Genomic DNA, 23,686 nt, shown 5'->3' on the forward strand with positions numbered 1-23,686 from the left:
CGCGACGCGACGCGACGCGACGCGACACGGCGCGACACGACTGTCCGACCGGGGCGACCGGTCGGACAGTCGTGTCGCGCCGTGTCGGCAAGTGGGCCTTGAAGCTTGGGACTTGGCGGTGTCTGAGGCGGCCTACCAGTGCACCATGGACCGCCCAAGCGGGACGCGGGAGGTGGCGCCTGAGAGGGTCTTCTTCCGGGGCGGACACGCCCTGACCCGTGAACTCGACCGCGCCATACGCATGTGGAAGGTGACTGACTCGTGTTCGTGTTCGCCCTGCTGATGTACCCGGCTCTCTTCGCTGTCCCCGTCTGGCTCATTGCCGTAGCCGTCAAGCTCATCTCCGTCGCCCTGCCCGGACGCCGTACGGACTGGTCCGTGGACCTACTGCGCTGGTGCGTCGGTATGGCGGCGGCAGCAGCTGTCGGCCTCTGCGTCTTGGGGCTCGGCATGGTCCAGTTCGAGGAGCACGACTCCCAGTCCGGCGCGGATTCGACTCCCTCGCACTCGTGCCGCGACGTTCCGCCGAGCACCATGGAGCACCTGTTCGGACAGCAGCCGTCCTACCTGCCGCTGGGGTTCGACTGCGTTCTGGACGACGGCACCACTTACCCGAGCAGCGATATCTACGCCTGGATGAACGCACTCATCGTCGGGTTCGGTGTGGGCGCTGTTGTGCTGGCGGTGGCGGGCGGCTTCGTGGCCGAGCGCCGCGCCCGAGCGCAGGCCGACGCATGACCGCCGCGACTCGGGGGAAAGGCGGGGCGATGGCCCGCAGCCGACTTGCACCCAGTATCAGCACACCGTGGTCGGATTGACTCGCCCCCCGAAGTCGTTGCTCAGCAGGGCTGGCGCCACACCCCGAGATCGAGTTTCTTGCGCATCGAGCTGAACCCCAGCCGCCGGGTCTGTGCGCAGAACTTGTCGACCGGGAGTGCGTACTCGACGTGGAAGACCGCCTTGCCGGCCTTCACAAACGGTGTCAGCGCCGCGCAGTCGTCGTACTGCGCGCACTCCTCATTAACGGCGAAGTCGAAGTCATCGACCAACTGCGGTACTTGGGGAAGATCATTCTTCAGTCCCACCGACAGGTCGCGCTCGTGCGCGAGGTGCGCGATCATGCGGTTGTACGTGAGCTGGTGTGCGGCGGTCAGCGGGAAACCGGTGTCGTTGAGATAGCCGTCCAGCAGATCGGGCTCGACGGCGTCGAAGCCGCGCTCGCGGCAGATGTCCATGCGCTTGGCCATCAGGGGCCGGAGCGTGCTGATACGGCGGACGTCCAGCCAGCGTTCGCCCTCCCATCCGTTCGGGCCGCCGAGGACGGAGTCGGGGAAGTCCTTGTGGTCGGGACGGAAGGATTCCCACGCACCCGCGTTGAGATAGCAGATGACCTTGCGGCCGTCGTCGTGGAGTCGGCGGACAGTCGCGGCGTCGTTCTCGAAGCCGTCGATGTCGTAGACGGGTACGTCGACGGTGGGGTCGACCCGGCCGTCGAGCTGCCACTGCCAGGCGCTGCCGGGCTTCGGCTGCCAGCGTGATCCTCCCGACGACTCCGGCGACTCCGGCGACGACTCCGGCGACGGTGCCGGGTGCGAACAGGCGGACGACAGCAGGAGGGGAAGGGCGAAGGCGAGGATCAGCGTCCGCAGACGGGTCGCGCGGTTCATGAGGCCTTTCGGGAACGGGGAGCTGTCGGTACGGCGACCGCCGTGGTGCTGGGGAGGTTCCTGAAGGTCTGAGCGTACGACCGCCGCGCGGTCTCCGAGCAGTCGGCCCCGGTACCGCGGGTCCCGCCATGTCGCGCCGTGCCAGAAGTCGACGTTCTGGCCACTCCACTTGGCGCGGCCGACGGAGAGGGTGACCGGACCGGACACGTACAGCCAGATGTCGCAGCAGCCGGACATCCTGCTTGCCGCGCACCTCCCGCCCTGCGCAAGGTCGACGGCGGCGACTCGTACGACGGGCTGAAAGCCCACGGCTTCTACGGCATAGGCGCGGCAGGGACAGACTATGCGCCGGTTTTTCCGACTCCGACGCCTTGGCGGACAAGAGCGGGTACATCGGCCGGGGAGTCAAGCGTGTAGGCGTAGTGGTTCCTGGGCTCCGAAACCGAACCGTTCACCTCGCACACTCCGGATCCGCTGAACGTATCGCCGCGCTGCACCAGTCGCCCCGGGCCTGAGTCGGCATATCCGCCGGCGGAGTAGCACGGATTCTTGACCGATTCGAAGTAATTGCCCTCGGCCAGGACGCCGGCGTTCATTGTGGACGCGATGCCGTACGCTCCGTTCGCACGGAAGTAATTGTTGTAGACGTGGACGGGTTCGGCGAATCGAACGCGGGGATGGCGTTGCTTGGATCCGTCGAAATAGTTGTGATGGATCGTCGTTTTCAGACGGCCGGTATCCTGACCGGCGTTGCCGTCCGAGTGCCCGATCAGCATCGACTTGTCCGAGCCGCGGAACCAGTTCCACGACACCGTGACGTAGTCCGCCGCCCGTACGATGTCCACCGATCCGTCGATCGCGCCCGAGAACTCGTTGTGATCGATCCAGATGTGATGCGACTCCTGTCCGATGTTGATGGCGTCGTCCTCCGCGTTGGTGAACCGGATGTTGCGGACGATCACGTTGCTGGAGCGGTAGAAGTCCAGCCCGCCGCCGTTGATGACGGCTGACGTGTCCACACCGAGGATGGTCTTGTTCGGGCGAACGCCCTGCTTGCTGGTGATGTTGATGGTTCCTTGCAGACGGATGACGAGCGGCCCCGTGGTGTCGATGTACTGCAGGAACTGATCGGCGGTGGTGGCTGTCACGGTCGGTCCGGCAGCGCCGCCGGTCGTTCCGTTGGTGCCGAGGGCGTTCACGGCGGCGAAGCCGACAGGACTGTCGGCCCGGGGTGCGGCGGACGCGGTCTCGCCAGCTGGTAAGACCGCAACCACCAAGGCCATGAGAATCCCTGTCATGGCGCCTGCGTTCTGCGAACGGGACAACGAGAACATCGTGCTCCCTTCGAATTCGGCAATCAACCTCGGGCGGCGAGTCGATGCTTCCGGTACGGAAAGCAGCAACCATCTGCACGCATCGCGCGAGTTTAGGAGCGCCTGCACAGTAAGCGCTTACCGAATCAGGAGATTACGCAGCTGTAACCACACCGTCAATACTCGTCACAAGCACAACGCCGGGAATTATTGGGTGGGCATCCTCATGCGCCAATGGCATACTCGCCGACGGTCCATATATCCGTCGGTATGCCATAAAGGCGCGGAATTTCGGCCGATGCGGGGGCCCGTACGGGGGACCGGGCGGCCCCGCACGGGGCTCCTGGGCGGCGCCGCCCACCACCGTTGTCAGTGGTGGGCGGCAGGATGAAGCCATGACGACACACGCTGACGCACTTACCGATGGCGCCGCGTACGCCGAGGCGATCGAGACCGCGACGAAGGCCGCCGCCGCGTACTACGCGACGGGCGAGAGCGCGCTGGACGACGACGCGTACGACCGCCTGGTCCGCGGTATCGCCGCATACGAGGAGGCGCACCCCGACGAGGTCCTGGCCGACACGCCGACCGGCAAGGTCGCCGGCGGGGCCGTGGTCGGGGACGTACCCCATACGGTGCCGATGCTGTCGCTGGACAATGTCTTCTCCACCGACGAGTTCGCGACATGGGCCGCGTCGCTGGAGCGGCGCATAGGCCGCCCGGTCGAGCAGTGGAGCGTCGAACCGAAGCTGGACGGCCTGGCCGTCGCCGCCCGCTACGAGCAGGGCCGTCTCGCGCGGCTCATCACCCGGGGCGACGGAGTCGCGGGTGAAGACGTCTCGCACGCGATCGGCATGATCGCGGGCCTTCCGGATCGTCTGGCCGAGCCGGTGACGGTCGAGGTGCGGGGCGAGGTCCTGATGACCGCCGAGCAGTTCGAGCGGGCCAACACCATGCGCGTCGAGCACGGTGGGACACCTTTCGCGAACCCGCGCAGCGCGGCCGCGGGGAGCGTGCGGGCGAAGGACCGCACGTACACGGTGGAGATGACCTTCTTCGCGTACGCGGCCCTGCCGCTGCCCGGCTCCGGCGACGACCTGGCCGTGTCCTTGACCGAGCTGCCGCACAGCAAGGTCCTCGATCTGGCGGCCGGCCTCGGAGTGCACACCGCGGCGGACACCGCCGTCCCGCCCCGCACCGTGACAGCCGTCGAGGCGGTACAGGCCCGGGTGGACGAGATCGCCGCGCTGCGCGCCGAGTTGCCCTTCGGAATCGACGGGATTGTCATCAAGGCGGATGCCGCCCAGGACCAGCAGGACGCGGGGTCGGGCTCCAGGGCGCCGCGGTGGGCGATCGCGTGGAAGCTGCCCGCGGTCGAGAAGATAACCAGGCTGCTGGACGTGGAATGGAATGTCGGCCGGACCGGCACGATCGCGCCCCGCGCCGTCCTGGAACCGGTGGAGATCGACGGCTCGACCGTCACCTACGCGACCCTGCACAACCCCGCCGACATCACCCGCCGCGACCTGCGCATCGGCGACCACGTGATGGTCTACAAGGCGGGGGACATCATCCCGCGCGTCGAAGCCCCCGTCGCCCACCTGCGCACCGGGAACGAACAGCCGATCGCGTTCCCCGAAGTGTGCCCGCAGTGCGGCTCCGACATCGACACCTCCGAACAGCGCTGGCGGTGTGTGCGGGGACGCAACTGCCGCATCGTCGCCTCCATCTCGTACGCCGTCGGACGCGACCAACTCGACATCGAAGGCCTCGGCGCGACCCGCGTCATCCAGCTCGTCGACGCCGGGCTCATCGCCGACTTCGCCGACCTGTTCACCCTCACCCGCGAACAGCTCCTGGAACTCGACCGAATGGGGCAGACCAGCACCGACAATCTCCTGGCCGCGATCGCACAGGCAAAAGGGCAGCCGCTCTCCCGCGTCCTGGCCGCGCTCGGCGTGCGAGGCACCGGCCGCTCCATGTCGCGTCGTATCGCCCGCTACTTCGCGACGATGGAGGCGCTGCGCGCTGCTGACGCGGAGGCGGTCCAGCGGGTGGAGGGCATCGGCTCGGAGAAGGCCCCGGTCATCGAGCGCGAGCTCACAGAGCTCGCCCCTCTCATCGACAAGCTCATCGCCGCAGGCGTCAACATGACCGAGCCCGGCGCAGTCCCACCGACCGATGATGGCGACGCTGCCGCCACGCCCACGGTCGGGGCGGGCCCGCTGGACGGGATGACAGTGGTGGTCACCGGTGCCATGACCGGAGCGCTGGAGAAGCTCTCCCGCAACCAGATGAACGAGCTCATCGAGTCCGCCGGAGGCAAGTCCTCCTCCAGCATCTCCAAGCGCACCTCGCTCCTCGTCGCCGGTGAGAACGCCGGATCCAAGCGAGAGAAAGCCGAACAACTGGGCACAAAGATTGTCACCCCGGACGAGTTCGCCGACCTGGTGGCCGGCCTCCTGGGCCAAGAGGACTGAAGGGAAAACTGCTTCCATCGCACTCCCTCGACCGGGACCGAGATGACGACACGGGTCAAGGGCAAGCGCGTGCTGGTCTCTGCTGCCTGATACGGCTACTCCGTTGCGTGTGCCAATCCCATGAGGTGCAGGGACATGAACTGGCGATGCTCCTCCAACTCGTCCAGCGTTGCGCTGAGTTCGAAGCCGCAGTATCCCTGCCAGGCCCTCAAGCACATCTCCAGCGACGCCGTGGTGACCGCGATCGCGGTCACCACGGTGGCCGCCTCGCCGACGAGACCGGCACCCGAACCTTCCGCCAGGACCCGTGCGTGATCTGTCGTCCACGGCCGGCTGTGCGCAGCGCCCGGGTCACCGTCCCACGCTCCTGCTCGCACTCACCGGCTGCGGCCGCGTGACCCCGGCAGAGGGCAACCCCTGTCGTGAGAGCGACGCGCAGGGCGCGTAAGCGTCCGACAAGACACCCGTACTGCCCTCCCCGGAGGTCGGGTGTTGCGATGACCGCTAGAACTCAAGTCTGAAGGTGGGGGCGCTTCGCTGCGCCCTTCAGTCGCGGCTGCGGGTTGTTGTGGTGATCGTGCTCAGGAGTTGCGGGAGGTCTTCGAGGCTGTCGAGGACCACATCGGCTCCGGCCGAGGCGAGTTGTCGGCGGTGCTCTTGCCGGAGGCGACTCCGATCACAGGAGCGCGCCGCCTTCAAGGCCAGTACGGTTCACTTTCGCCGTACTGGCCTGCCCGGCTGCCGCCGGCACCCACCTGGCGTGTCGCGGGGCAGGCCGGATTTCGGCGTTCGGGTTCCGCCGACGTTTGCTCGCTGGCTAACCTGGACCGGGTCGAGCCCGCGTCGAAGGTGAGGGATGGGTGATGGCGTGGACGAGGCGACCCCGAAGCCGGAAGTGGTGCGCAACCAGATCACTGACGGCACCGTCGTCATCGGCCCGGTGGTGCAGGCCGGCACATTCACCGGGCAGATCCACTATCACCACAAGGACGACCGACGACCGCTGGACCTGCTCGCACTGCGGTTGTGGGTCGACCACATCGCGGCGCACTACCGCGGGATGGTCGAGCACACCGGCGGCCGGGCGGGCGCCACGTACCTCCGGCAGATCGACCTCGTGCGTGCCGGGCTGGACGACTCCGGTCCCGAGAACGAGCGGCGCAAGGACGCGGTCCGGCGCCTCGTCGTCGCCGGCATCATCGGCTACCTGGCCCGGCCCGGCGCTCCGCCGGACAAGCCGGTGCCCGAGCAGATCCTCCTCGACCTGATCGTCTTCTCGCTGTGGCCGGTGGTCACCGCCAAGAAGCTGCCGCCGGGCTGGCAGGGCGAGCTCGCCCAGATCACCTCACCCCGGCTCGCGGCGCTCGTGGAACGAGCGCGAGACGAGCGCAAGCCCGCCGCCGAGGTGTTCGCGCGCGCCGTGGCCAACAAGTCGTTCTCCTCGGCGATGGTCACGTTGTTCGACGACTTGGCCGATCCCCGCCGCGGTGGCGCGCTGCTGACGGCGATGGCGATAGCGGGTGGTCTGCGCGCCCCGCCCACCGGACGGCAGGAAGGCAAGAAGCTCGCCGCGTGGGCGCTCGCCATCGCGGGTGGCGCCGCACTGGCGGAAGCCTTGAGAGACAGCGATTCACGGGCCGCCCGGATCATCGGCGAAGTGGTCACCAGCCTGCCCGTCGACCCGAGTGACCCGTTCGACCCGATGGACCTGCCGGACTTGGTCGAGTTGCTGCTCGCCTGATGGACACTTCACTCGACCTCCTGCTCAGCGCCGCGTGGTTCACGGCGAGGATCATCTTCGTTGGCACCTTCGGGCTGTACCTCGTCACCCAGGGCAACCCCCGTGAGCTGCAGGGAACAGCCAAGATCTTCCACTACCTGAACGCGGCACCTCCGACTGCGGTCTTCCGCTGGCGGAAGCGCGATGGCTACGAGGTCATCGTCTACAACACCGCCACCGACGAGGAGGAGGTGAAGCCCGCGTTGTTCCAGCCGGTCAGGTGGTCTCCGACCTTCCTGCTGTGGCGGAAGAAGCGCCCGCAGCCCAAGAACGTCATGGTGCGCAGTGCGCTGCTTGCCTTCCTGGTGCGGTTTGTCTTCTTCATCTGGTTCTTCCTCGGCTCGTTCTGCCTGCTCGGGTGGCTGGCGGTCACCGAGAGCCGGCACTGGGTCGTCGCGATGGGAGTACTGGCCGTCCATCAGCTCGCCTTCGCCCGCACCAACATTTACTTCGTGTGGCTGAGGTGGTGGCTCTTCGTGGTCGTCGGCCTCGGGGTGTGGGTGTACCTGCAAGGCGGGGCGTTCGAAACGATCGCGGTGTGCACCGTCGGCGCACTGGTCGTGATCGCCATCCTGGGCCAGTGGTACATGACGACGAGCCGGCGGTTCCAGCACATGCGTGACTTGGGATTTGGTCCCTTCGACCCGAGCCGTCGGGGCAGGCCGTGGTGACCCCCACTCAGTACAACTCGGTTGTCATCCTCCAGCCTGACCGGCAGCATCCATTTTGCCGTGGGCCCCGCGCTGCCGCCGGTCAGCCTTCGACCTGACTTATGGTCAGGCCGCTGCCTCCGCTTCATCCCCTTTGGAGTACATTCCGAAGTCATTCCGCATCGTGGCTGCTGTGGGGATCCACGAGGCGGAATAGGCTGTTCGGGACCGTGAGTACAGGGAGGGCCCGATGGCTCGTGTGGTGGTGGTGCACGGTGTGGGACAGCAACTGGAGACCGCCGAAACGCTGTTGCCCGTCGTGGAGCCGGCGCTGCGTGGCGGCCTGAACCTGGCGCTGAGGCAGGACTCAGCCCTGGCCGAGCGCATGCCAATGCTGGCTCCCGGTGATGTGGCGTGTGTCGGCTACGGTGATCTGTTCCGGCGCCGGGCGGCTCGCGGCGCGCTGCCTCACCACTCGGCAGCGGATGTGGCCCAGGGGCTTGAGACCGAGCTACTCCTGGCCTGGTGGGAGGAGGCCGCACGGACCGAACCCACGGTCCTCGGCCCGTCGGAGACATCGCGCGGCATACTCGGCTACGCAGCCTCACGGCCGCTGACCCTCGTTGTCGTCCAGCAGGCTTTGGACGCGCTCACCCGCTCGCGTTTCTTCAAGGCAGTCTCGGACTCGCTGCTCATCGCCAGCCTCAAGCAGGTCCGACGCTACTTCGAGGAGCCGGATCTCCGCAGCGCCGTACGAGCCCGGGTGATGGAACTCCTCGACGAGGACACGCAGGTTGTCGTCGGACACTCGCTGGGGTCGATCGTGGCATACGAGGCACTCGCGCACAGTCCGCAGCCACACTGGCGGATCGGCACGTTCGTCACCCTGGGCTCCCCGCTCGGGATCCGGCACCTCACGTTCGACCGCCTCGAACCGGCGCCGTACGAGGGTGTGGGAGTCTGGCCGAAGTCCGTGCGGCGGTGGCACAACATCGCGGACGCGGGCGACGTCGTCGCTCTTGTACGCGATCTGCGTACCCGGTTCGGCCCGGATGTCCAGGACCACCTGGTGCACAACGGCGTGACCATGCACGACATGACGGCGTACCTGACCGCCGTCGAGACCGGCCGGGCCGTGGCCGAAGGGCTGGCCCGGTGAGCACTGCAAAGCGCTTCCTGTTCGCGGCGGGCACGCACCGCTATCCGGACGAGCCGCAGCTGGAGGATCTGACCGGCGTCGACGAGGACGTCGCCCGGGTGGCCGAGCTGTTCGAGGGCATGGGCTACACCCGCATCCTGCCCCACCTGGTTCATGACCCCCGCGCTCGGGACCTGGTCCGCGACCTGGAGGAGTGGCTGACCCATCCGGAGCGCTCCGAGGAGGACGTACTCGTCCTCTACTACGCGGGCCACGGACTGCGGCACCCGAAGTTGCGGGGCCACTACCTGATGTGCCACGACAGCCGAATCGAGCGACCCACAGGCACGTGCGTGAAGTCGGCCGACCTTGCGGGTCTGCTCGCGTCGTCTCCCGTCCGCCACGTCCTGTTGATGGTGGACACCTGCTATGCGGGAGCCGGTACGGCCGAGATGGCCATTGTCACGCACGACCTCACCGACCTGCGCGGGGAGGACGACGAGGGCCCGTGGCTGCTGGCCGCTGCCCGGGCCCGGGAGCAGGCCGTGGACCACGCCTTCGTGGCGGCCCTCGAACATGCCCTGAAGATGAGCCGGGCCGGCATGCGCCAGCCGTACCTGGACCCGGTCGAGCTGACCGGTCGGATCGACACCTACCTGCGCGAGCACCACCCGCACCAGAGCGCGCGGTGCAGCGCCACGGATGTACGAGTGCCGCCGCCGTTCTTCCCCAACCCCGGGTACCGGCCGGGGTTGCCACCCGAACTGATGGACCTCCAGGCCGCCCGGGAATGGACCGCCCATTTCGACCCCCGCGGTCGCGGCGTGGAGTACGCGAGCGAGAAGGGCGATTACTTCACTGGCAGGCTCCAGGCCCTGGCCGTCCTCGCCGCCTGGCTGCGGCAGCCCCAGCACGACGGCCGCGCCCGGCTGGTCACGGGCGGGCCGGGTTCGGGCAAGTCAGCGGTCCTCGGACGGCTGCTGGCCCTGGCCGACCCGGACCCGGCACGACGGCCCGGCAGCCCGGACCACGTACGCCCACCGGCGGGCTGCGTGACCCTCGCCGTACACGCCCGTGGCACGACGCTGGAGGCGCTCACCGCCCGCCTGGCGGCCGGCTTGGACGTACCGGCCGACACCTGCCAGGGATTGCTGGCCGCGTTGGCGGACCGGGTCGGCACCGTCACCGTGCTGATCGACGCCCTGGACGAAGCCGGTACGGGAGTCAGCGGTACCGAACCACGCCGCATCGCCCGGGAATTGCTGCGACCGCTCTCCGCCCTGCCCCACGTGCGATTGCTCGTCGGCACTCGCCGGGGCCCGGTCGCCAACATCGGCAGCGCGGTCGAGTTGATCGACCTGGACGCACCCGCGTACACAGGCCACGACGACATATCGCAGTATGCCCGGCGGCTGCTCGCGGACGTGGACGAGGCCGACCGGCTGGCCGACGCGGTCGCCCGGCGCGCCCGCGGCTCCTTTCTCGTCGCGCGCATGACCGCCCGGGCTCTGGCCCACGGTGACCTGGTCGTGGATACCGCCGTTCCCGACTGGGAGTCCCGCCTTCCGTCGGAGGCGGGCCAGGCCTTCGACGCGTACCTGGCCCAGTACGGCGACCACGAACCAAAGGTCCGCCGCCTCCTCGCCCCGCTCGCCTACGCGGAGGGCGAGGGCCTGCCGTGGGACTCCCTGTGGGTACCGCTCGCAACCGCCCTGTCCGGTGTGTCCTGCACGGACGAGGACGTCGACTGGCTCTTCCACCACGCGGGCGCGTACGTCGTGGAGGTGCCGGTCGACGGTGACCGGTCGGTGTTCCGGCTCTTCCACGAGGCCCTGGCCGAGCATCTGCGCAACCCTCGCCGCGACCTGGAGAACCAACGGCGCTTCACGCACACGCTCCTGCGTACGGTCCCGATCGGCCCGGACGGCACCCGTGACTGGTCCCGCGCCCACCCCTATGTCTTGGCCCACCTGCCGGGACACGCCGCTGCGGCGCGGGAGCTGGACCAGTTGGTCGAGGACGCGGACCTGCTGGTCCACGCCGATCCGGACGTGCTCCTTCCGGCGCTGGAGGCGGTGGTCTCGCCCAGGGCCAAGCTGGTCCGGGCGATGTACCGGACGTCGGCACACCTGTACCGCCGCGCGTCGTCCCACGAACGGGCGCAGATCCTCTCGGTGGACGCCGCCCGGTTCCGGGCCGAGGGGCACCGGGAACAGCTCGAACGGCACCTGACGTGGCGGCCCCGGTGGGCGACGGCGAGCCAGACGAGCACGGCGTTCCGTTTCGTGCTCCGGGAGGGCTCGGCGACGGGCGTGGCTTGCGCCGTTGTCGACGGGCACCCCATCGCCCTGGCCGGCGGACGTCGGCGCATCGAGGTCTGGGACCTGGCTACGGGGGCTCGGCGGGATCCGCTGGACGGGCACTCCGAGAACGTGGTCGCGGTGGTCAGCACCGTGCTGGACGGCCGCCCCATCGCGGTCAGCAGCAGCGACGATCACTCGGTGCGCGTATGGGACCTTTCCACGGGAGCGTCGATCTCCCGGATCAGCGTTGGCGACGACGTAGTGGAGGCAATGGCCTGTACGCAGTTCGAGGGGTCGGAGACAGTCGCCTGCTACGGCTACAGCGGCGCTGTCTGGTTCCTGGACCTGCGGTCCCATGAACTTCACCAGATCTCGGAAGGCGATTCCCAGCGCAGCAAACGGCCTGGGGAAGTCACAGACTTTGGCATCGGATGCGTAGAGACGGATGGAGCGCCGCTCATTGTGACGATCCAACCCTACGAGGGTCTGGCACTGTGGGACGGCCGGGACAAAACGTGGCACCAAATGGTAGCCAGCAGGTATGCGCAGATGTGTGCGGTTGACTGCGTGATGCTCGACGGTTCCCCCATCGCGGTCACCAGTACCGCCGACGGCATCGTGGAACTGTGGGATCTCAACTCACGCGCCATCACCTCTCGTTTCGCCGTGCGTACAGGCGATGTCACGGCACTGACCTGCACCAGCCGGGGACGGCGGCAGGTCGCTGTCATTGGTTACAGCGACGGCGCCGTCGAGGTCCGGGAGCTGCCGAGCGGAAGGCTCCTCAACGAGCTCAATGGCCAGACCGGCTGGGTGAACGGCATCGCCTGCGCGGCCACGGAAGGTGTACCCGTAGTCCTCACCTCCAGCGACGAGAGCGGACTGCGCATGTGGGAAATGACCGAGACCGAGTCGGCCAGAGGGCCGGCAGGTCATACGAGCAGCGTCCACGCCGTCGCTTGCGCCGTCGTCAATGGGAACCCAGTGGCTGTCACAGGCAGCTACGACCACACGGTGCGCATGTGGGATCTGACCGCAGGAACAGCGATCGCGTGCCTCACAGGTCACACCAACTGGGTGAAGTCCACGGGATGCGCCATCGTCAACGGGACCCCAGTAGCCGTCAGCACCGACTATGACGGCCAGATCCGGGTATGGGATCTCGCCACAGCAACGCAGCTCCGCACATTCACGGTTGACGACCACAGGCCCGTCGCAGCATGCACCGTCATGAACGGCGCTCCGGTCGCCATGATCGGAGGCACACAACGCACGCGTGATGCGGAGGGCTCCGTCCCCCTGTTGGACATGTCCACTGGTGATGCACTCGGTTGGCTCTGCCAACATCCCGCCGACATCACGGCGGTGGCCTGCGCGTCCTCAGGTGACTCGGTGATCGCCCTGACCGCCCAGCGAGCACCATCCACGGTGCAGACAATGCACAAGGAGGACCAAGAACATCCCTCTAGCGTGAACACGGTGATCATCTGGGACCTGGTGACCCGTACCGCTCGCGGACGACTGCACGGATGCACGGACCAAGTAAGCGCCCTGGCCTGCGCATTCATCGACGGCCACCCCATCGGGATCACCGGAACGGCCGACACAGGCACCCATGTGTGGGATCTCTCCACCGGGCGGATGGCCTTCCAGCTGGACACGGGCCGCGAGTGGGTTCACTGCGTCACCACCGGACTCATCGACGGCACGCAGGTCGCCGTCACCGCCGTCGGTGACTCGGTGCGAGTCTGGGACCTGACGTCCGCCCGGCTTCTGCAACGCATCGAGCTACCGCTCGCACCACGCGCCGTCGCCATCGGCCCCAACGGCGAACTCGTCGTCGGAGCGGGGTACGAGGTGATCGTGCTGGAGCGTACGGGCAGACCGCACAGCGCCCGCGGCTCCTACCGTCCCTACCGTTAGTACGGTCTGTCCGCGGTCGTGATCAAGAGCCCACGCTTTATCCCGGTCCTGGAGAAGGCCAAGTTCCGCGCGGTCGGGCGCCCCGGCCTTCAAGGGTGCCAAGGTCGATGAGGCGTCGGGATCGAAGCCCGAGCATGAGACGCGGTAGCCGATCCGCGGGCGGTGCACGCGATGCTGAAGGGGCTCGGCTACGTGCCGGTGATCGCCTTCGAAAAGCGGTGCCGAACTACGACTTCGAGGCTCGGGGTCGGCGGATGCCCGCCACGCTCGTCCGCGTCCCAGAGCTCGACGGGACCTTCCTTGAGCTGGAGACCCTCGTGGACGAGGACGAGGTGGCCCCGGGCTCTTGCCGACGTGCGCGCGGTGGCGTGTTGTCGCACAGCCTGACCATGGACGTACGAAGGCGCCCGCACCCCAAGGCGAGACTGTGGAGTCTCCGGGGCATCCGGCGATGTCAGTACCAGATCGCGATCGGTCTGCCCCCGCGGTCGTACTGCGGCGGGTCCGGCAGGGTCCGCGCGCGACCCTCGGCGATCCGCTGTGCGCTCCACGCCGCAGCCGCCGCGTCGAGTACGTCGTCCGGTGGTACGCGCCCCACGTCCCCCAACTCGTCGGGGATGACGACGCCGGCGGCATCGAGGAGCGCGCGCCGGGCCATCTGCCCCGCCCAGCTCTTCTTGCGGTGCGGGAGCTGTCTGTTCCCCGCCAGCGCCCAGAACGAGACCTCGGGGTGCACTTCGTAGAGGCGCTCGCCGCCGGCTTCCGCCAAGCAGCTGTTCGCCTCGCGGAGTTTCGTGGCGAGGCCCCAGCTCTGGCGGCTCAGCCCGGCTCCGGTGAGTGCCCGGCATCGGCGGCTCGCCGACTCGTAGTGCTCCTCCTGCCACACCGCGCGCGGTGGCACCCGGAAGACACTGCCCCTCAGCCGGCCCAGCAGGGCCGCCGCCTCAGTGTCCGCGGACCGCCACCCCGTATCGAGGAGACCCAGCGGCATGTCCACGGCTACGACCCCGACGCCGCTCCGGACCGCCTCGCGCAGCAGGGAGTGAAGGGAGGCGCCCAGGCGCGCTCCCGCGAATCGGGCGTCTCGGAGCTCGACCGCCACCCACCCCGCCGGGCACGCGTCGACGCCGAGGACCGCCACCATGTCAGCCGGCATCCCCGAACGGGGCCGTCGGCGGGTACGCGTAGTCCCCGTACAGGCGGACGAAGCGGGCCGGTACGACCATCCCGCGGCGCACGAGACCGTCGGCCGTCCGCTCGTACACCTCGACCTCCTCCTGGCCGCCCGGGCCGATCGGCTGGACCAGACGGCCGCCGATCCGCAGCTGCTCGATCAGCGGCGGCGGCACCCGGGGGAAGGCGGCACACACGATGACGGCGTCGTACGGCGCGCGGGCGGCCATGCCGAGGGTGCCGTCGCCGACGACGAGCTCGATGTTCTCGACGCCCTGGTGGGAGAGGTTGGCCCGGGCCTTCTCCGCCATGTCCGGCCACCGCTCGACGCTCACGACATACGCCGCAAGGCGGGCCAGCAGCGCGGTCTGGAAGCCGTAGCCGGTGCCGATCTCCAGGACGCGCTCACTCCCGGTGAGGCCGAGTGCGTCGACCATCATGGCGACGAGCGAGGGCTGTGTCGTCACCTGGCCGTGGCTGATGGGAATCGGTACGTCCGCGTATGCCCAGGCGCGGTGTGCGGCGGGGACGAATGCGGAGCGCGGGGTGACGCGCAAGGCCCGCAGCAGGCGCTCATCCGTCACCCCGGCGGCACGGGCAGCCCTCACCAGGTCCTCAGGGGTGAGCTCCGGACTGGGGTGGGTCATTGCGTCAGCCTCCCGTTCAGGTTAACCGGACGCAGGCCCCTGTGCTGAGCCTCCCGTCTCGACGTCCGCAGGGCTCGGGTAGCCTCAGGCCCTGCTGCTTTCCCGGCGACAGACCGGTTTCCCGGCCGGGTCGGCGACGCCGAAGGGAAGTGGCGCGGTGAAGGTCTCGAAGCGCACCAAGAAAGTCACGATCGCCGATGTCGCCCGGGTGTCGGGGGCGTCGTTGGCGACCGTCTCCCGAGTGCTGAACGGCGTGGACACGGTCGACCCCGTACTGGCCGCGCGGGTCAAGTCGGCGATCCGGGAGCTCCGTTACCGACCCAGCGCAACCGCTCAGGGCCTGGCGCGCGGGCGTACAGGGACCATCGGTGTTCTCGTCCCCGACCTGTCCAACGCGCACTTCAGCGAGCTGATCAAGCCGCTCTCCGCCACGGCCAGGGCGGGTGGCACCCGAGTCGTCGTGATGGACTCGGACGAGGACCCGGGCGCCGAGCGCGAGCTCGCCGAGGACTTGATCCGGTACTCCGACGGGCTGCTGCTCTGCTCGCCCCGCATGCCCCGGACCGACCTGGCCGCGCTCGTCGGACGCGGCGTCCCGATGGTGGTCATCAACCGGCCCGTGCCGGGGCTCGCCCTGCACTCGATCACCGCGGACTTCTTCGACGGGATGCTTGCCATCTGCCGGCATCTGGCTCAGCTCGGCCACCGCAAGGCGGTCTTTCTCTCCGGACCCGAGGCGTCCTGGGCCAACGGCGAGCGGCTGCGCGCCCTGTCAGGGGCGCGGGCATTCGGCCTCGAAGTGTCCTCGATCGCCTGCGGATCGACCGCCGACGACGGATACGCGGCGGCCCCCGCCGCACTGGAGAGCGGGGTCACTGCCGTCATCGCGTACAACGACTTCATCGCGCTCGGTGTGCTCGCCAGCTTCTGCGAACTGGGCGTGCGGGTTCCCGAGGACATGTCACTGACCGGCTTCGACGAAATAGACATGGCCAGATTCTCCGCACCGCCGCTGACGACAGTGGCGATTCCACGGGAGAGGCTGGGCCGGATCGCGGGCGAGGCGCTCGGCCGCGTCATGGGCGGCGACGAGGACATCGATTCCGAGACCCTCCCCGTTGAACTGCGGATTCGTCGTTCCACCGGCGCAGTGGTCTGACACGTTCGACACGTTCCGAATTCACTCTGATTCACTCTGATTTACTCTTGATTCGCTCTTGAGCTAAGTGCTGGGCTGAAGCCGTGGCTGCCCATTGTGTTCGGTGCGTGGCGGCAGAATGGCTCTCAGTGACGGAGAGGGCTCCAGGCCCAGTTCTTCCCGCAGGACATGGCGGCACTGTTCGTATTGGCGCAAAGCCGCACCTCTGTTGCCGGCGGCCAAATGCGCCTTCACCAGTACGCGATGGGCGCTTTCTCGTAAGGGCTCCGCCCGTACGGCGGCGAGTCCGGCGGCGACGGCCTCACCGTGGCGCCGCGCCGCCGTCAGTCGCTCGGTCATCGCTTCCAAGGCGTAGAGCCGGAGTTGATGATATTGCTCCTGCTCGATCAGCATCCAATCGTTTTCCGGCCACTCCGGCAGCAGATCCGTCGACAGGTCCGCCAGCGTCTGCATGTTGAGGATGTCGTCGCACGGGCGCGAGTTGTCGAGCAGCCGGTGCGCGCGTGCCACCGCCTCGTGCAGGTCCACGGAGATGTCCTTGGAAATGGCCATTTCCTGCGGGGACGCCTCGATGATCGGATAGCCGGTTCGCGTCGCTCTCCATAGAGATGATCTCAGGTTCGCGTTGGCGCGTGACGTCGTGACGTCGGGCCAGAGAATTCCGGCCACATAAGCCCGGGACCGCGGGATGTCCTGCAAAGCCAGGAACGCCAGGAGCCGTTGGGTGCTGGAGCAGACCGGCACGCGTGTATGGCTGATCGACAGTGCGAAACCCTTGAGCAGCCTCAAGGTAATGACATGTGATTGTCCGTTCATTTGGCGCCCCCCCGGACGATGCCGGCCCCGGCGATCTTCGGTGCTTTCCCGAGACTCTCGAAGCCACGTTGCGAGTAAAACGTGATCGCACGGTCGACTCTTAGCCCGAGGGGCGTCAAAAGGGAATCACCGGAACGTCACGGCATCGTCACCCGCCCGGTTCCAGTAGCTCATCCAGCCACGTACGCACCGCCCTGAGGACGTCGACGGCCTCGCTCGCGGCGGTGGGGGGCGCCTGCTCCCCGTCGACCGTCTGGATGATGCGTGCGCGGAAGCCATCCGCTCTGCCGCCTTCCACCCACACCCGGAGTATCAGGACACCGGACCGCGGTGAAGGGGTCTCCCTGGGGGTCTCCATGAACGACCAAGTGTTCCTCACTGATGTCACCCGGGCGTTGTCGCTCCGTGACCGTTGGCGTCATCGCGCGGCACCAGGACGCGCTGGTGACGCCGGTGTGACGGGTGAGTTGCGGCCTGATCACAGGGGATTCTGCATCCTTCCGGTGTACGTCTTCAGCGCGTGCCGAGCCGAGGGGGGCTTCGAATGGGTGACTTCGGTGTGATCGCCGATGTCTCGACGGTCATCGTGGGCGCCCTGACGCAGTCCCTGCGCGGGCTGAGCCAGGTCGAACCGCCGATCGCGGAACTCAACGACCTCTCCGAGACGGTGCAGACACCGCCCCCCAAACTCACCGTGTTCCTCTACGAGATCGCCGAGGACCCGACGTCGCGCAACCGGCCGCCGGTGCGCTCCCTGCCGCCCGGACCGCTGACGACCCGCAAGCCGCCGATGGCCCTGCTGCTGCGGTACCTGGTCACCCCCTGGGGCGGCGACCAGATGACCCAGCACCGGATGCTCGGCCGCGCTCTGCAGACCTTCTACGACGACGCGATCCTCGACGGCGTCCAGCTGACCGGCAGCCTGGCGGCGAGCACCGACTCGCTGCACCTCACCCTGACGCCGCTGACCCTCGATCAGAAATCCTGGATCTGGTACGCGATTCAGAAGCCGTACCGGCTCTCGCTGAACTACGAGGTCCGTGTCGTCAGCCTGGACTCGGCCGTCGAGACGGCGGTACGGCCCGTGCAGAGCCGGACCATCGACGGGACGGCGACACTGTGAACGCCTTTCTCCCGCTCGCCCGGTCGACGACCTACAGCCCGGCCTGGTTCGTGCCGTTCGACGACTACGCCAGGCGAGTGCGTACCGTGGGCGTGGAGATCCAGCTGGACCGGTTCGAGGACGGCGGCTGGCTGCCCCTGGACAACAGGGCCGTACGCACGCCCAGCGCGGCCATGGCCTTTCCGGGGCTGGGCAGGCGCAGCGAACCGCGGACGGCCCTGCCGGAACGCCACCGGGCCCGCTTCGCGGCCCCCGGCTACCAGCCGCTGTACCCGGCCGACGGCGAGCCGTTCTCGGCCGCTCTCACCGGCGTCGAGTTCCTGGTGTACCCGTACGACGACACCCACCCGCCGGCCGAGACGACCGTCCCCAGGCTGGTCAGACTCCTGCCGAGCGTCTCCTTCCCCTATCCGCCGGGCCTGCGCACGGTCCACGGGGTCGTCCTCGACGCGTCCACCCGGACGCCCATCGCGAACGCGCTCGTCGAGGCCCGGGGACAGGCGAACTACGACGACCCGACGCCGTGGCACGAACGCACCCTGTCCGACGCCACGGGCGCCTTCCGGCTCGCCCTGCGGTGGGCGGGCGAGAAGGCCGGCGAGGACGCCGTCGAGGAGACGTTCCGCCTGCAGGCCTCCGAACGGCCGGGCCGGACCGGGGAGCTGGTCGTACAGCTGCCCCAGGACACCGAGCGCCCGCACGTCATCGAGATCCGTGAGCAGTGAGGAGCCATCCATGCCCGAGTATCTGAGCCCCGGGGTCTACATCGAGGAGATCGATGCGGGACCGCGGCCCATTGCGGGGGTGAGTACGAGCACGGCCGGCATGGTCGGGGTCACCGCTCGCGGCCCGTATACAGGCAAGCCCAAACTGGTGACGAACTTCCTGGAGTTCCAGAACACCTTCGGCGGGTTCCTGCCGGAGCCCGAGCCCGCCATCCGCGACGCCTGGGCGAACAACCCCGACGAAGGCGGACGCTGGTGGCTGTTCCCACTGGCCGTCAAGGGCTTCTTCGACAACGGCGGCCAGCGGCTGTACATCAAGCGGGTCGCCGCCGGGCAGGCCACGCCGGCGTCCGGTGTGCTGGGCAGCGGGCTGGTGAGCCGTATCGCCGGTGACGCCGCGCGGGGTGCGACGAGCGTGCAGCTCGGCCACCTGATCGGCTTCACCGGCGTAGGACAGCAGATCAAGATCTTCCGGGGCGACGACCGGGAGGAGATCCACACCGCTGCGGTCACCGGCTACGACATGACCGCCCGCCGGATCACGCTGGACCTGCCCCTGTCCGCCGCGGTCCGTACGACCCGCGGAGACTACGTCCAGGTCGGGAACCGCGGCACCGAAGAGACGCTGCGGCTGTCCGCCGTGAGCCCCGGCTCGTGGGGCGGGGCCGTCCAGGTCCGCATCCAGCCGATGGCCGGCGCCGCGCTGCCGGTGCTGCCCGATCCGCAGGAGGGCGCGCTGTTCATCACCCGGCTCGTCGCGGACGCCGCCGCGGACAGCCAAACGGTAGAGGTGGCCGAGGTGACCGGGCTCGCCCCCGGTGCCGGCTGGGTGCAGATCGGCCCCCGCCGGTTCGAGGTCCAGGCGAGCGAGCCGGCGGACGGAAAGGTCACGCTGACCTTCCCGGCGGACACGACCCACGCTGCGTGGGACACCGGACTCACGGTGCGCCGCGTGCGCCGGGGCAACATCGCGCCGGACGGGTCGAAGCTGCGGGTCGGCGGCGCCGGCCGGCTGTACCAGGGCGCGGTCGTCCAGCTCGACAACGGCACCACCCTGACCGCCGTGACCGTCGACGCGATCGACGGGGACCTTGTCACCTTCGACCGGGCCGCGCCCGGGACGTACTTCGAGACCGACCGGATCCATCTGATCGAGGCCGAGGTCTCCACCCGGTTCACGGATCCGGGCGGCGCGGCGGTGACCGAGACATTCGGCAACCTCCGGCTCTCCGGCGACACCCCGGCGAACCTGACGGCCGCTCTGGAGAGCCGCTCGCAGCTGGTCCGGGCCACGGCGCTGACCGGCCTGTCCACCGATCCCACACAGTTCCCCGTGCCCGCGGTCGGCTCCTGGCTGACGCTGACGGACGGGGACGACGCGGCCGGCAGCCTGACCGTGGCCGACTTCGTCGGAACAGACGGCGGCAGCGGCCGGCGCACCGGAATCGTCGCGCTGGAGGACATCGACGAGGTCGCCGTCTGCGCGGTGCCCGGCATGTGGTCGGGCACGGTCGAATCGGCCCTGGTCACCCACTGCGAGCTCCTCAAGGACCGGTTCGCGATCCTCGACCCGCGCGACGGCCTGGACCTCGAAGGCATCCAGGCGTTCCGTGAGCCGTTCGACACCAAGTACGCGGCGCTCTACTACCCGTGGCTCGTTACCCGCGACCCGTCGACCAACCGCGACGTCGAGGTGCCGCCGTCCGGTCACATGGCGGGGATCTACGCGCGCGTGGACGTCGAGCGGGGCGTGCACAAGGCGCCGGCCAACGTGGTCATCCGGGGCATCCGGCAGACCGACGGCATCGCCCAGGACATCACCAAACGGCACCAGGATCTGCTGAACCCCAAGGGGATCAACGCGCTGCGGTTCTTCCCCGGCCTCGGCCACCGGGTGTGGGGCGCGCGCACGCTGTCCTCGGACAGCTCGTGGAAGTACATCAACGTCCGGCGGCTGTTCCTCTTCCTGGAGGAGTCGATCGACGAGGGCACCCAGTGGGTGGTCTTCGAGCCCAACGACGAGGCGCTGTGGGCCCTGGTCCGCCAGACGGTCACCAATTTTCTCACCACGGTCTGGCGTAGCGGCGCGCTCGCCGGCACGACCGCCGACGAGGCGTTTTTCGTCGCCTGCGACCGCACCACGATGACCGAGGACGACCTGGCCAACGGCCGGCTCATCTGTGTCATCGGCGTCGCGCCGGTCTTCCCGGCCGAGTTTGTGATCTTCCGAATCCAGCAGAAGACCCGCGAGACCCAGCTCGCCTGAGCACCCGACTCTCGCCTGCGCACCCGACTGAGGAGGGGGCACCATGCCACCCGTAACCAGGGACGATCCGTACGCGTCCTACAACTTCCAGATCATCGTGACCAACGTCAGTGACGACGGCGTCGCGGTGAGCGGCTCCTTCACCGAGGTCAGCGGGCTTGAGCTGGAAATCCCGCCGATCGAGTACCGCAACGGGAGCGAGGACATCACCGTCCGCAAGATCCCGGGGCTGAAGAAGTTCACCAACCTCACCTTCAAACGCGGCATCACCGGCCATGTCGGCTTCTGGAACTGGGTGACCGAAGCGCTCAACGGCAAGGTACGGCGCGCGTCCGGCTCGATCGTGATGCTGGACGAGAACCGCCAGGAAGCCATGCGCTGGAACTTCGACCGCGGCTGGCCGACCAAGTACACCGGCCCGACGCTCAGTTCGACCAAGAATGAGATCGCCATGGAGACGCTCGTACTGGCGGTCGAAAAGCTGGAGATCGACGCCTGACATGGCCGGCGAAGCGCTCCCCGGCGTAACCCTGACGTCCGCATCCCGTGGCCCGGACGCGGAACCGCTGCGCACCGACGTGGCGGCGTTCCTCGGCCGGTTCCGCCGGGGCCCTGTCTCCACGCCGGTACGGGTGGAGAACTGGAACGACGCCGTGGACGCCTTCGGCCCGCCGTCCGGCGCCTTCGCCGCGCCGTACGCACTGCGCGGCTTCTTCGAGAACGGCGGCCGGACGGCCTGGGTGCTGCGCGTGTCCGGGCCGGCCGCCACCGCCCGCACCCAGTGGACGGTCGGCGACGTGGGCGGATTCTCCGCCGCCCGCTATCAGGTGGTCGCCACCAGCCCGGGAGCCTGGAGCAACGGCGTGCGCGTCGCCATTCGCTTCCAGGCCAGTACGGTCGCCGGACCGCCGACGGTGAGCGTACGGGTCATGGTGCCCGGCGAGCCGCCCGAGACGTTCGCCGGCCTGCCGGTCGCCGAAGTGGCCGACCGGCTGGCCGGGTCCCGCTTCATCCGGCTGATCCCCGACCGGCCCGCACCGCCGCCGGGAGCGCCGGGCCCCATCTCGATGGCCTGGGATCTGACGCTCCTGGGCGGCACCGACACGGCGCCGGGGCAGCGCGAGTACTCCGACGCCGTGGCGGCACAGGCCGACCTTCCGGAACCGGCCCTGCTGGCCCTGCCGGACCTCGGTACGGACCTGTCCGGCACCACGCACACCGACATGGTGCTGGAACTGCTGCGGACCGTGGCTCCGCTGCTCGACCGCCTCGTCGTCCTGGACGTACCGCCGCGGCTGTCCTCCGTCGACGAAGCGGTGGACTGGGCGGAGTCACTGGCCGCGGGGGGCGACAACCAGCTGCTGAGCACCGCGGCCGTCTACCATCCACCGCTGCGCACACCCGACGGGCCCACACTGCGGACCGTCCCGTCGTCCGGGCATGTCCTGGGCGTGATCGCCCGGCTGGACGGCGAACGCGGAGCACACCACACCCCCGCCAACGCCACCATCCTGGAGGCCGTCGACCTGGGGGCCGAATTCCCCGAGCCGCAACAGGTCCGGCTGTTCGACGCGGGCATCGACCTGATCCGGTGCACCCGCGGCCGAGGGCTCACGGTGTGGGGCGGACGCACCCTGTCCGCCGACCCCCGCACCCGCTACATCGCGCACCGCAGACTGCTGCACCTGCTGGTGCGCGCGATCCGGCGGGTGGCGAGCCCCCTGGTGTTCGACGTCAACTCGCCCGAGCTGCGCCTGACGTTGGTACGGGCGCTGACCTCGGTGCTGCTGTCGGCCTTCCGGGCCGGCGCGCTCGCCGGCGCACGGCCCGATCAGGCGTTCCGGGTGGTGTGCGACGACACCAACAACCCGCCCGAACAGGACCCGGGGCAGCTGGTCTGCGAGCTGGAGGTCGCCCCGGCCGTCCCCATGGAATTCATCCGGCTGCGTCTCGTACTCGGCCAGGACCGCGGCCTGGAGGTGATCGAGGCATGACCCTGGATCCGCTGCCGAAGTATCGCTTCCTCGTCACCCTCGACCCCGGCGACGCGTATCTGCCGCCCGCGCAGGCACTGCTGCTGCCGCTGGTCGCCTCCGGCGCGTTCCAGGAAGTCGCCGGGCTCGGCGCGCAGCTGGAGGTGACGAGCTACCCGGAGGGCGGACGCAACGACTCCGTCCACCAACTGCCGCTGCGCCACTCGTGGAACCGGATCACCCTCAAGCGCGGAGTGGTACGTGACCCGGGGCTGTGGGCCTGGTACCAGGCCGGACTCGCCGACTCGCTCGGCGCCCGCCGCGACGGCGCGGTGATCGTCCTCGGCCCGGACGGGGTGCCCGGTGCGGCGTGGGCGTTCCACGGCGGGCTCGCCGCCAAGTGGAGCGGCCCGGACCTGCACGCCGAGCAGAACGCGATCGCCATCGAGTCGCTGGAGATCGCGCACGAGGGGCTGACGAAAGTCCTGCAGGACACCGCGGCGAACGCGCTGTTCGCCGCGGAGCGACTGAACCAAGGAGGAAGGTGACC

General features: G+C 68.8%; 20 protein-coding genes and 1 pseudogene. 14 read left to right on the forward strand and 7 right to left on the reverse strand.

What is annotated here, in order from left to right; all coding sequences use genetic code 11:
* Positions 1–261 precede the first annotated feature (261 nt).
* The gene (locus ACIHCQ_RS34185) at positions 262–738 is read left to right on the forward strand and encodes a hypothetical protein (protein WP_399671406.1); all 477 of its coding nucleotides are present in this window, start codon (positions 262–264) and stop codon (positions 736–738) included.
* A gap of 101 nt (positions 739–839) precedes the next feature.
* On the opposite strand, the gene ACIHCQ_RS34190 is transcribed toward ACIHCQ_RS34185, so the two are convergent.
* Both ACIHCQ_RS34190 and ACIHCQ_RS34195 read right to left on the reverse strand, forming a co-directional pair.
* Complete coding sequence (locus ACIHCQ_RS34190; protein WP_399671634.1) at positions 840–1,667, reverse strand: endo alpha-1,4 polygalactosaminidase; 828 nt, start codon at positions 1,665–1,667, stop codon at positions 840–842.
* A 341-nt stretch (positions 1,668–2,008) separates the two neighbouring features.
* Entirely contained in the window at positions 2,009–3,001 is a 993-nt protein-coding gene (locus tag ACIHCQ_RS34195; protein ID WP_399671409.1) for a polysaccharide lyase family 1 protein, read from the reverse strand.
* A 374-nt stretch (positions 3,002–3,375) separates the two neighbouring features.
* Between ACIHCQ_RS34195 and ligA the strand changes: the two genes are divergently transcribed.
* Positions 3,376–5,460, forward strand: a complete 2,085-nt coding sequence (gene ligA, locus ACIHCQ_RS34200) for an NAD-dependent DNA ligase LigA (protein WP_399671411.1) — start codon at positions 3,376–3,378, stop codon at positions 5,458–5,460.
* 95 nt (positions 5,461–5,555) lie between these two features.
* On the opposite strand, the gene ACIHCQ_RS34205 is transcribed toward ligA, so the two are convergent.
* Positions 5,556–5,717, reverse strand: coding sequence for a hypothetical protein (locus ACIHCQ_RS34205; RefSeq protein WP_399671414.1), 162 nt, complete (start codon positions 5,715–5,717; stop codon positions 5,556–5,558).
* Positions 5,718–6,316: 599 nt separating this feature from the next.
* Between ACIHCQ_RS34205 and ACIHCQ_RS34210 the strand changes: the two genes are divergently transcribed.
* The 5 genes and pseudogenes from ACIHCQ_RS34210 to ACIHCQ_RS34230 all read left to right on the forward strand — a co-directional run.
* Entirely contained in the window at positions 6,317–7,201 is an 885-nt protein-coding gene (locus ACIHCQ_RS34210; RefSeq protein WP_399671418.1) for a hypothetical protein, read from the forward strand.
* Entirely contained in the window at positions 7,201–7,911 is a 711-nt protein-coding gene (locus tag ACIHCQ_RS34215; protein ID WP_399671422.1) for a hypothetical protein, read from the forward strand. The genes ACIHCQ_RS34210 and ACIHCQ_RS34215 overlap by 1 nt, the downstream gene beginning before the upstream one ends.
* A gap of 229 nt (positions 7,912–8,140) precedes the next feature.
* Positions 8,141–9,049 (forward strand): antibiotic ABC transporter ATP-binding protein, encoded by a 909-nt coding sequence (locus ACIHCQ_RS34220; protein ID WP_399671425.1) that lies wholly within the window; start codon positions 8,141–8,143, stop codon positions 9,047–9,049.
* Positions 9,046–13,254, forward strand: coding sequence for a caspase family protein (locus ACIHCQ_RS34225; protein ID WP_399671428.1), 4,209 nt, complete (start codon positions 9,046–9,048; stop codon positions 13,252–13,254). Before ACIHCQ_RS34220 ends, ACIHCQ_RS34225 begins: the two co-directional genes overlap by 4 nt.
* An 88-nt stretch (positions 13,255–13,342) precedes the next feature.
* A pseudogene (locus ACIHCQ_RS34230) lies at positions 13,343–13,620 on the forward strand (adenylyl cyclase); the annotation flags it as partial.
* Positions 13,621–13,708: 88 nt separating this feature from the next.
* Here ACIHCQ_RS34230 and ACIHCQ_RS34235 read toward each other — a convergent pair.
* Entirely contained in the window at positions 13,709–14,410 is a 702-nt protein-coding gene (locus ACIHCQ_RS34235) for a DUF429 domain-containing protein (protein ID WP_399671431.1), read from the reverse strand.
* On the reverse strand, positions 14,400–15,074 hold the full coding sequence (locus tag ACIHCQ_RS34240; RefSeq protein WP_399671434.1) for a protein-L-isoaspartate(D-aspartate) O-methyltransferase: 675 nt from the start codon (positions 15,072–15,074) through the stop codon (positions 14,400–14,402). Before ACIHCQ_RS34240 ends, ACIHCQ_RS34235 begins: the two co-directional genes overlap by 11 nt.
* A gap of 157 nt (positions 15,075–15,231) precedes the next feature.
* Here ACIHCQ_RS34240 and ACIHCQ_RS34245 point away from each other — a divergent pair, with 157 nt between their 5' ends.
* Positions 15,232–16,233: a LacI family DNA-binding transcriptional regulator gene (locus ACIHCQ_RS34245; RefSeq protein ID WP_399671436.1), complete on the forward strand. Its 1,002-nt coding sequence runs from the start codon at positions 15,232–15,234 to the stop codon at positions 16,231–16,233.
* A 63-nt stretch (positions 16,234–16,296) separates the two neighbouring features.
* Here ACIHCQ_RS34245 and ACIHCQ_RS34250 read toward each other — a convergent pair whose 3' ends face one another.
* A complete protein-coding gene (locus ACIHCQ_RS34250; protein ID WP_399671439.1) occupies positions 16,297–17,049 on the reverse strand; it encodes a BTAD domain-containing putative transcriptional regulator in 753 nt (250 codons plus the stop codon).
* A 148-nt stretch (positions 17,050–17,197) separates the two neighbouring features.
* Complete coding sequence (locus tag ACIHCQ_RS34255) at positions 17,198–17,407, reverse strand: hypothetical protein (protein ID WP_399671442.1); 210 nt, start codon at positions 17,405–17,407, stop codon at positions 17,198–17,200.
* Positions 17,408–17,593: 186 nt separating this feature from the next.
* Between ACIHCQ_RS34255 and ACIHCQ_RS34260 the strand changes: the two genes are divergently transcribed.
* The 6 genes from ACIHCQ_RS34260 to ACIHCQ_RS34285 are packed head-to-tail and all read left to right on the forward strand — an operon-like array spanning position 17,594 to position 23,684.
* A complete protein-coding gene (locus ACIHCQ_RS34260) occupies positions 17,594–18,172 on the forward strand; it encodes a DUF4255 domain-containing protein (protein WP_399671445.1) in 579 nt (192 codons plus the stop codon).
* A complete protein-coding gene (locus tag ACIHCQ_RS34265; RefSeq protein WP_399671448.1) occupies positions 18,169–18,897 on the forward strand; it encodes a carboxypeptidase-like regulatory domain-containing protein in 729 nt (242 codons plus the stop codon). Before ACIHCQ_RS34260 ends, ACIHCQ_RS34265 begins: the two co-directional genes overlap by 4 nt.
* Positions 18,898–18,907: 10 nt before the next feature.
* Entirely contained in the window at positions 18,908–21,163 is a 2,256-nt protein-coding gene (locus ACIHCQ_RS34270; protein ID WP_399671451.1) for a phage tail sheath family protein, read from the forward strand.
* A gap of 43 nt (positions 21,164–21,206) precedes the next feature.
* Positions 21,207–21,662 (forward strand): phage tail protein, encoded by a 456-nt coding sequence (locus tag ACIHCQ_RS34275; protein ID WP_399671454.1) that lies wholly within the window; start codon positions 21,207–21,209, stop codon positions 21,660–21,662.
* Position 21,663: 1 nt separating this feature from the next.
* Complete coding sequence (locus ACIHCQ_RS34280; protein ID WP_399671457.1) at positions 21,664–23,157, forward strand: phage tail sheath family protein; 1,494 nt, start codon at positions 21,664–21,666, stop codon at positions 23,155–23,157.
* Positions 23,154–23,684, forward strand: coding sequence for a phage tail protein (locus tag ACIHCQ_RS34285; RefSeq protein ID WP_399671460.1), 531 nt, complete (start codon positions 23,154–23,156; stop codon positions 23,682–23,684). The genes ACIHCQ_RS34280 and ACIHCQ_RS34285 overlap by 4 nt, the downstream gene beginning before the upstream one ends.
* Positions 23,685–23,686 lie beyond the last annotated feature (2 nt).

The organism is Streptomyces sp. NPDC052236 (assembly GCF_044548015.1).
Taxonomy (GTDB): Bacteria; Actinomycetota; Actinomycetes; order Streptomycetales; family Streptomycetaceae; genus Streptomyces.

What these genes read in the sequence shown, in the direction of transcription:
- ACIHCQ_RS34190 (WP_399671634.1), bottom strand. Translation starts at nt 1,667, where the DNA reads ATGAACCGCGCGACCCGTCTGCGGACGCTGATCCTCGCCTTCGCCCTT.
- ACIHCQ_RS34215 (WP_399671422.1), top strand. Translation starts at nt 7,201, where the DNA reads ATGGACACTTCACTCGACCTCCTGCTCAGCGCCGCGTGGTTCACGGCG.
- ACIHCQ_RS34195 (WP_399671409.1), bottom strand. Translation starts at nt 3,001, where the DNA reads ATGTTCTCGTTGTCCCGTTCGCAGAACGCAGGCGCCATGACAGGGATT.
- ACIHCQ_RS34235 (WP_399671431.1), bottom strand. Translation starts at nt 14,410, where the DNA reads ATGCCGGCTGACATGGTGGCGGTCCTCGGCGTCGACGCGTGCCCGGCG.
- ACIHCQ_RS34270 (WP_399671451.1), top strand. Translation starts at nt 18,908, where the DNA reads ATGCCCGAGTATCTGAGCCCCGGGGTCTACATCGAGGAGATCGATGCG.
- ACIHCQ_RS34210 (WP_399671418.1), top strand. Translation starts at nt 6,317, where the DNA reads ATGGGTGATGGCGTGGACGAGGCGACCCCGAAGCCGGAAGTGGTGCGC.
- ACIHCQ_RS34280 (WP_399671457.1), top strand. Translation starts at nt 21,664, where the DNA reads ATGGCCGGCGAAGCGCTCCCCGGCGTAACCCTGACGTCCGCATCCCGT.
- ACIHCQ_RS34250 (WP_399671439.1), bottom strand. Translation starts at nt 17,049, where the DNA reads ATGAACGGACAATCACATGTCATTACCTTGAGGCTGCTCAAGGGTTTC.
- ACIHCQ_RS34275 (WP_399671454.1), top strand. Translation starts at nt 21,207, where the DNA reads ATGCCACCCGTAACCAGGGACGATCCGTACGCGTCCTACAACTTCCAG.
- ACIHCQ_RS34220 (WP_399671425.1), top strand. Translation starts at nt 8,141, where the DNA reads ATGGCTCGTGTGGTGGTGGTGCACGGTGTGGGACAGCAACTGGAGACC.
- ACIHCQ_RS34260 (WP_399671445.1), top strand. Translation starts at nt 17,594, where the DNA reads ATGGGTGACTTCGGTGTGATCGCCGATGTCTCGACGGTCATCGTGGGC.
- ACIHCQ_RS34255 (WP_399671442.1), bottom strand. Translation starts at nt 17,407, where the DNA reads ATGGAGACCCCCAGGGAGACCCCTTCACCGCGGTCCGGTGTCCTGATA.
- ACIHCQ_RS34285 (WP_399671460.1), top strand. Translation starts at nt 23,154, where the DNA reads ATGACCCTGGATCCGCTGCCGAAGTATCGCTTCCTCGTCACCCTCGAC.
- ligA (WP_399671411.1), top strand. Translation starts at nt 3,376, where the DNA reads ATGACGACACACGCTGACGCACTTACCGATGGCGCCGCGTACGCCGAG.
- ACIHCQ_RS34240 (WP_399671434.1), bottom strand. Translation starts at nt 15,074, where the DNA reads ATGACCCACCCCAGTCCGGAGCTCACCCCTGAGGACCTGGTGAGGGCT.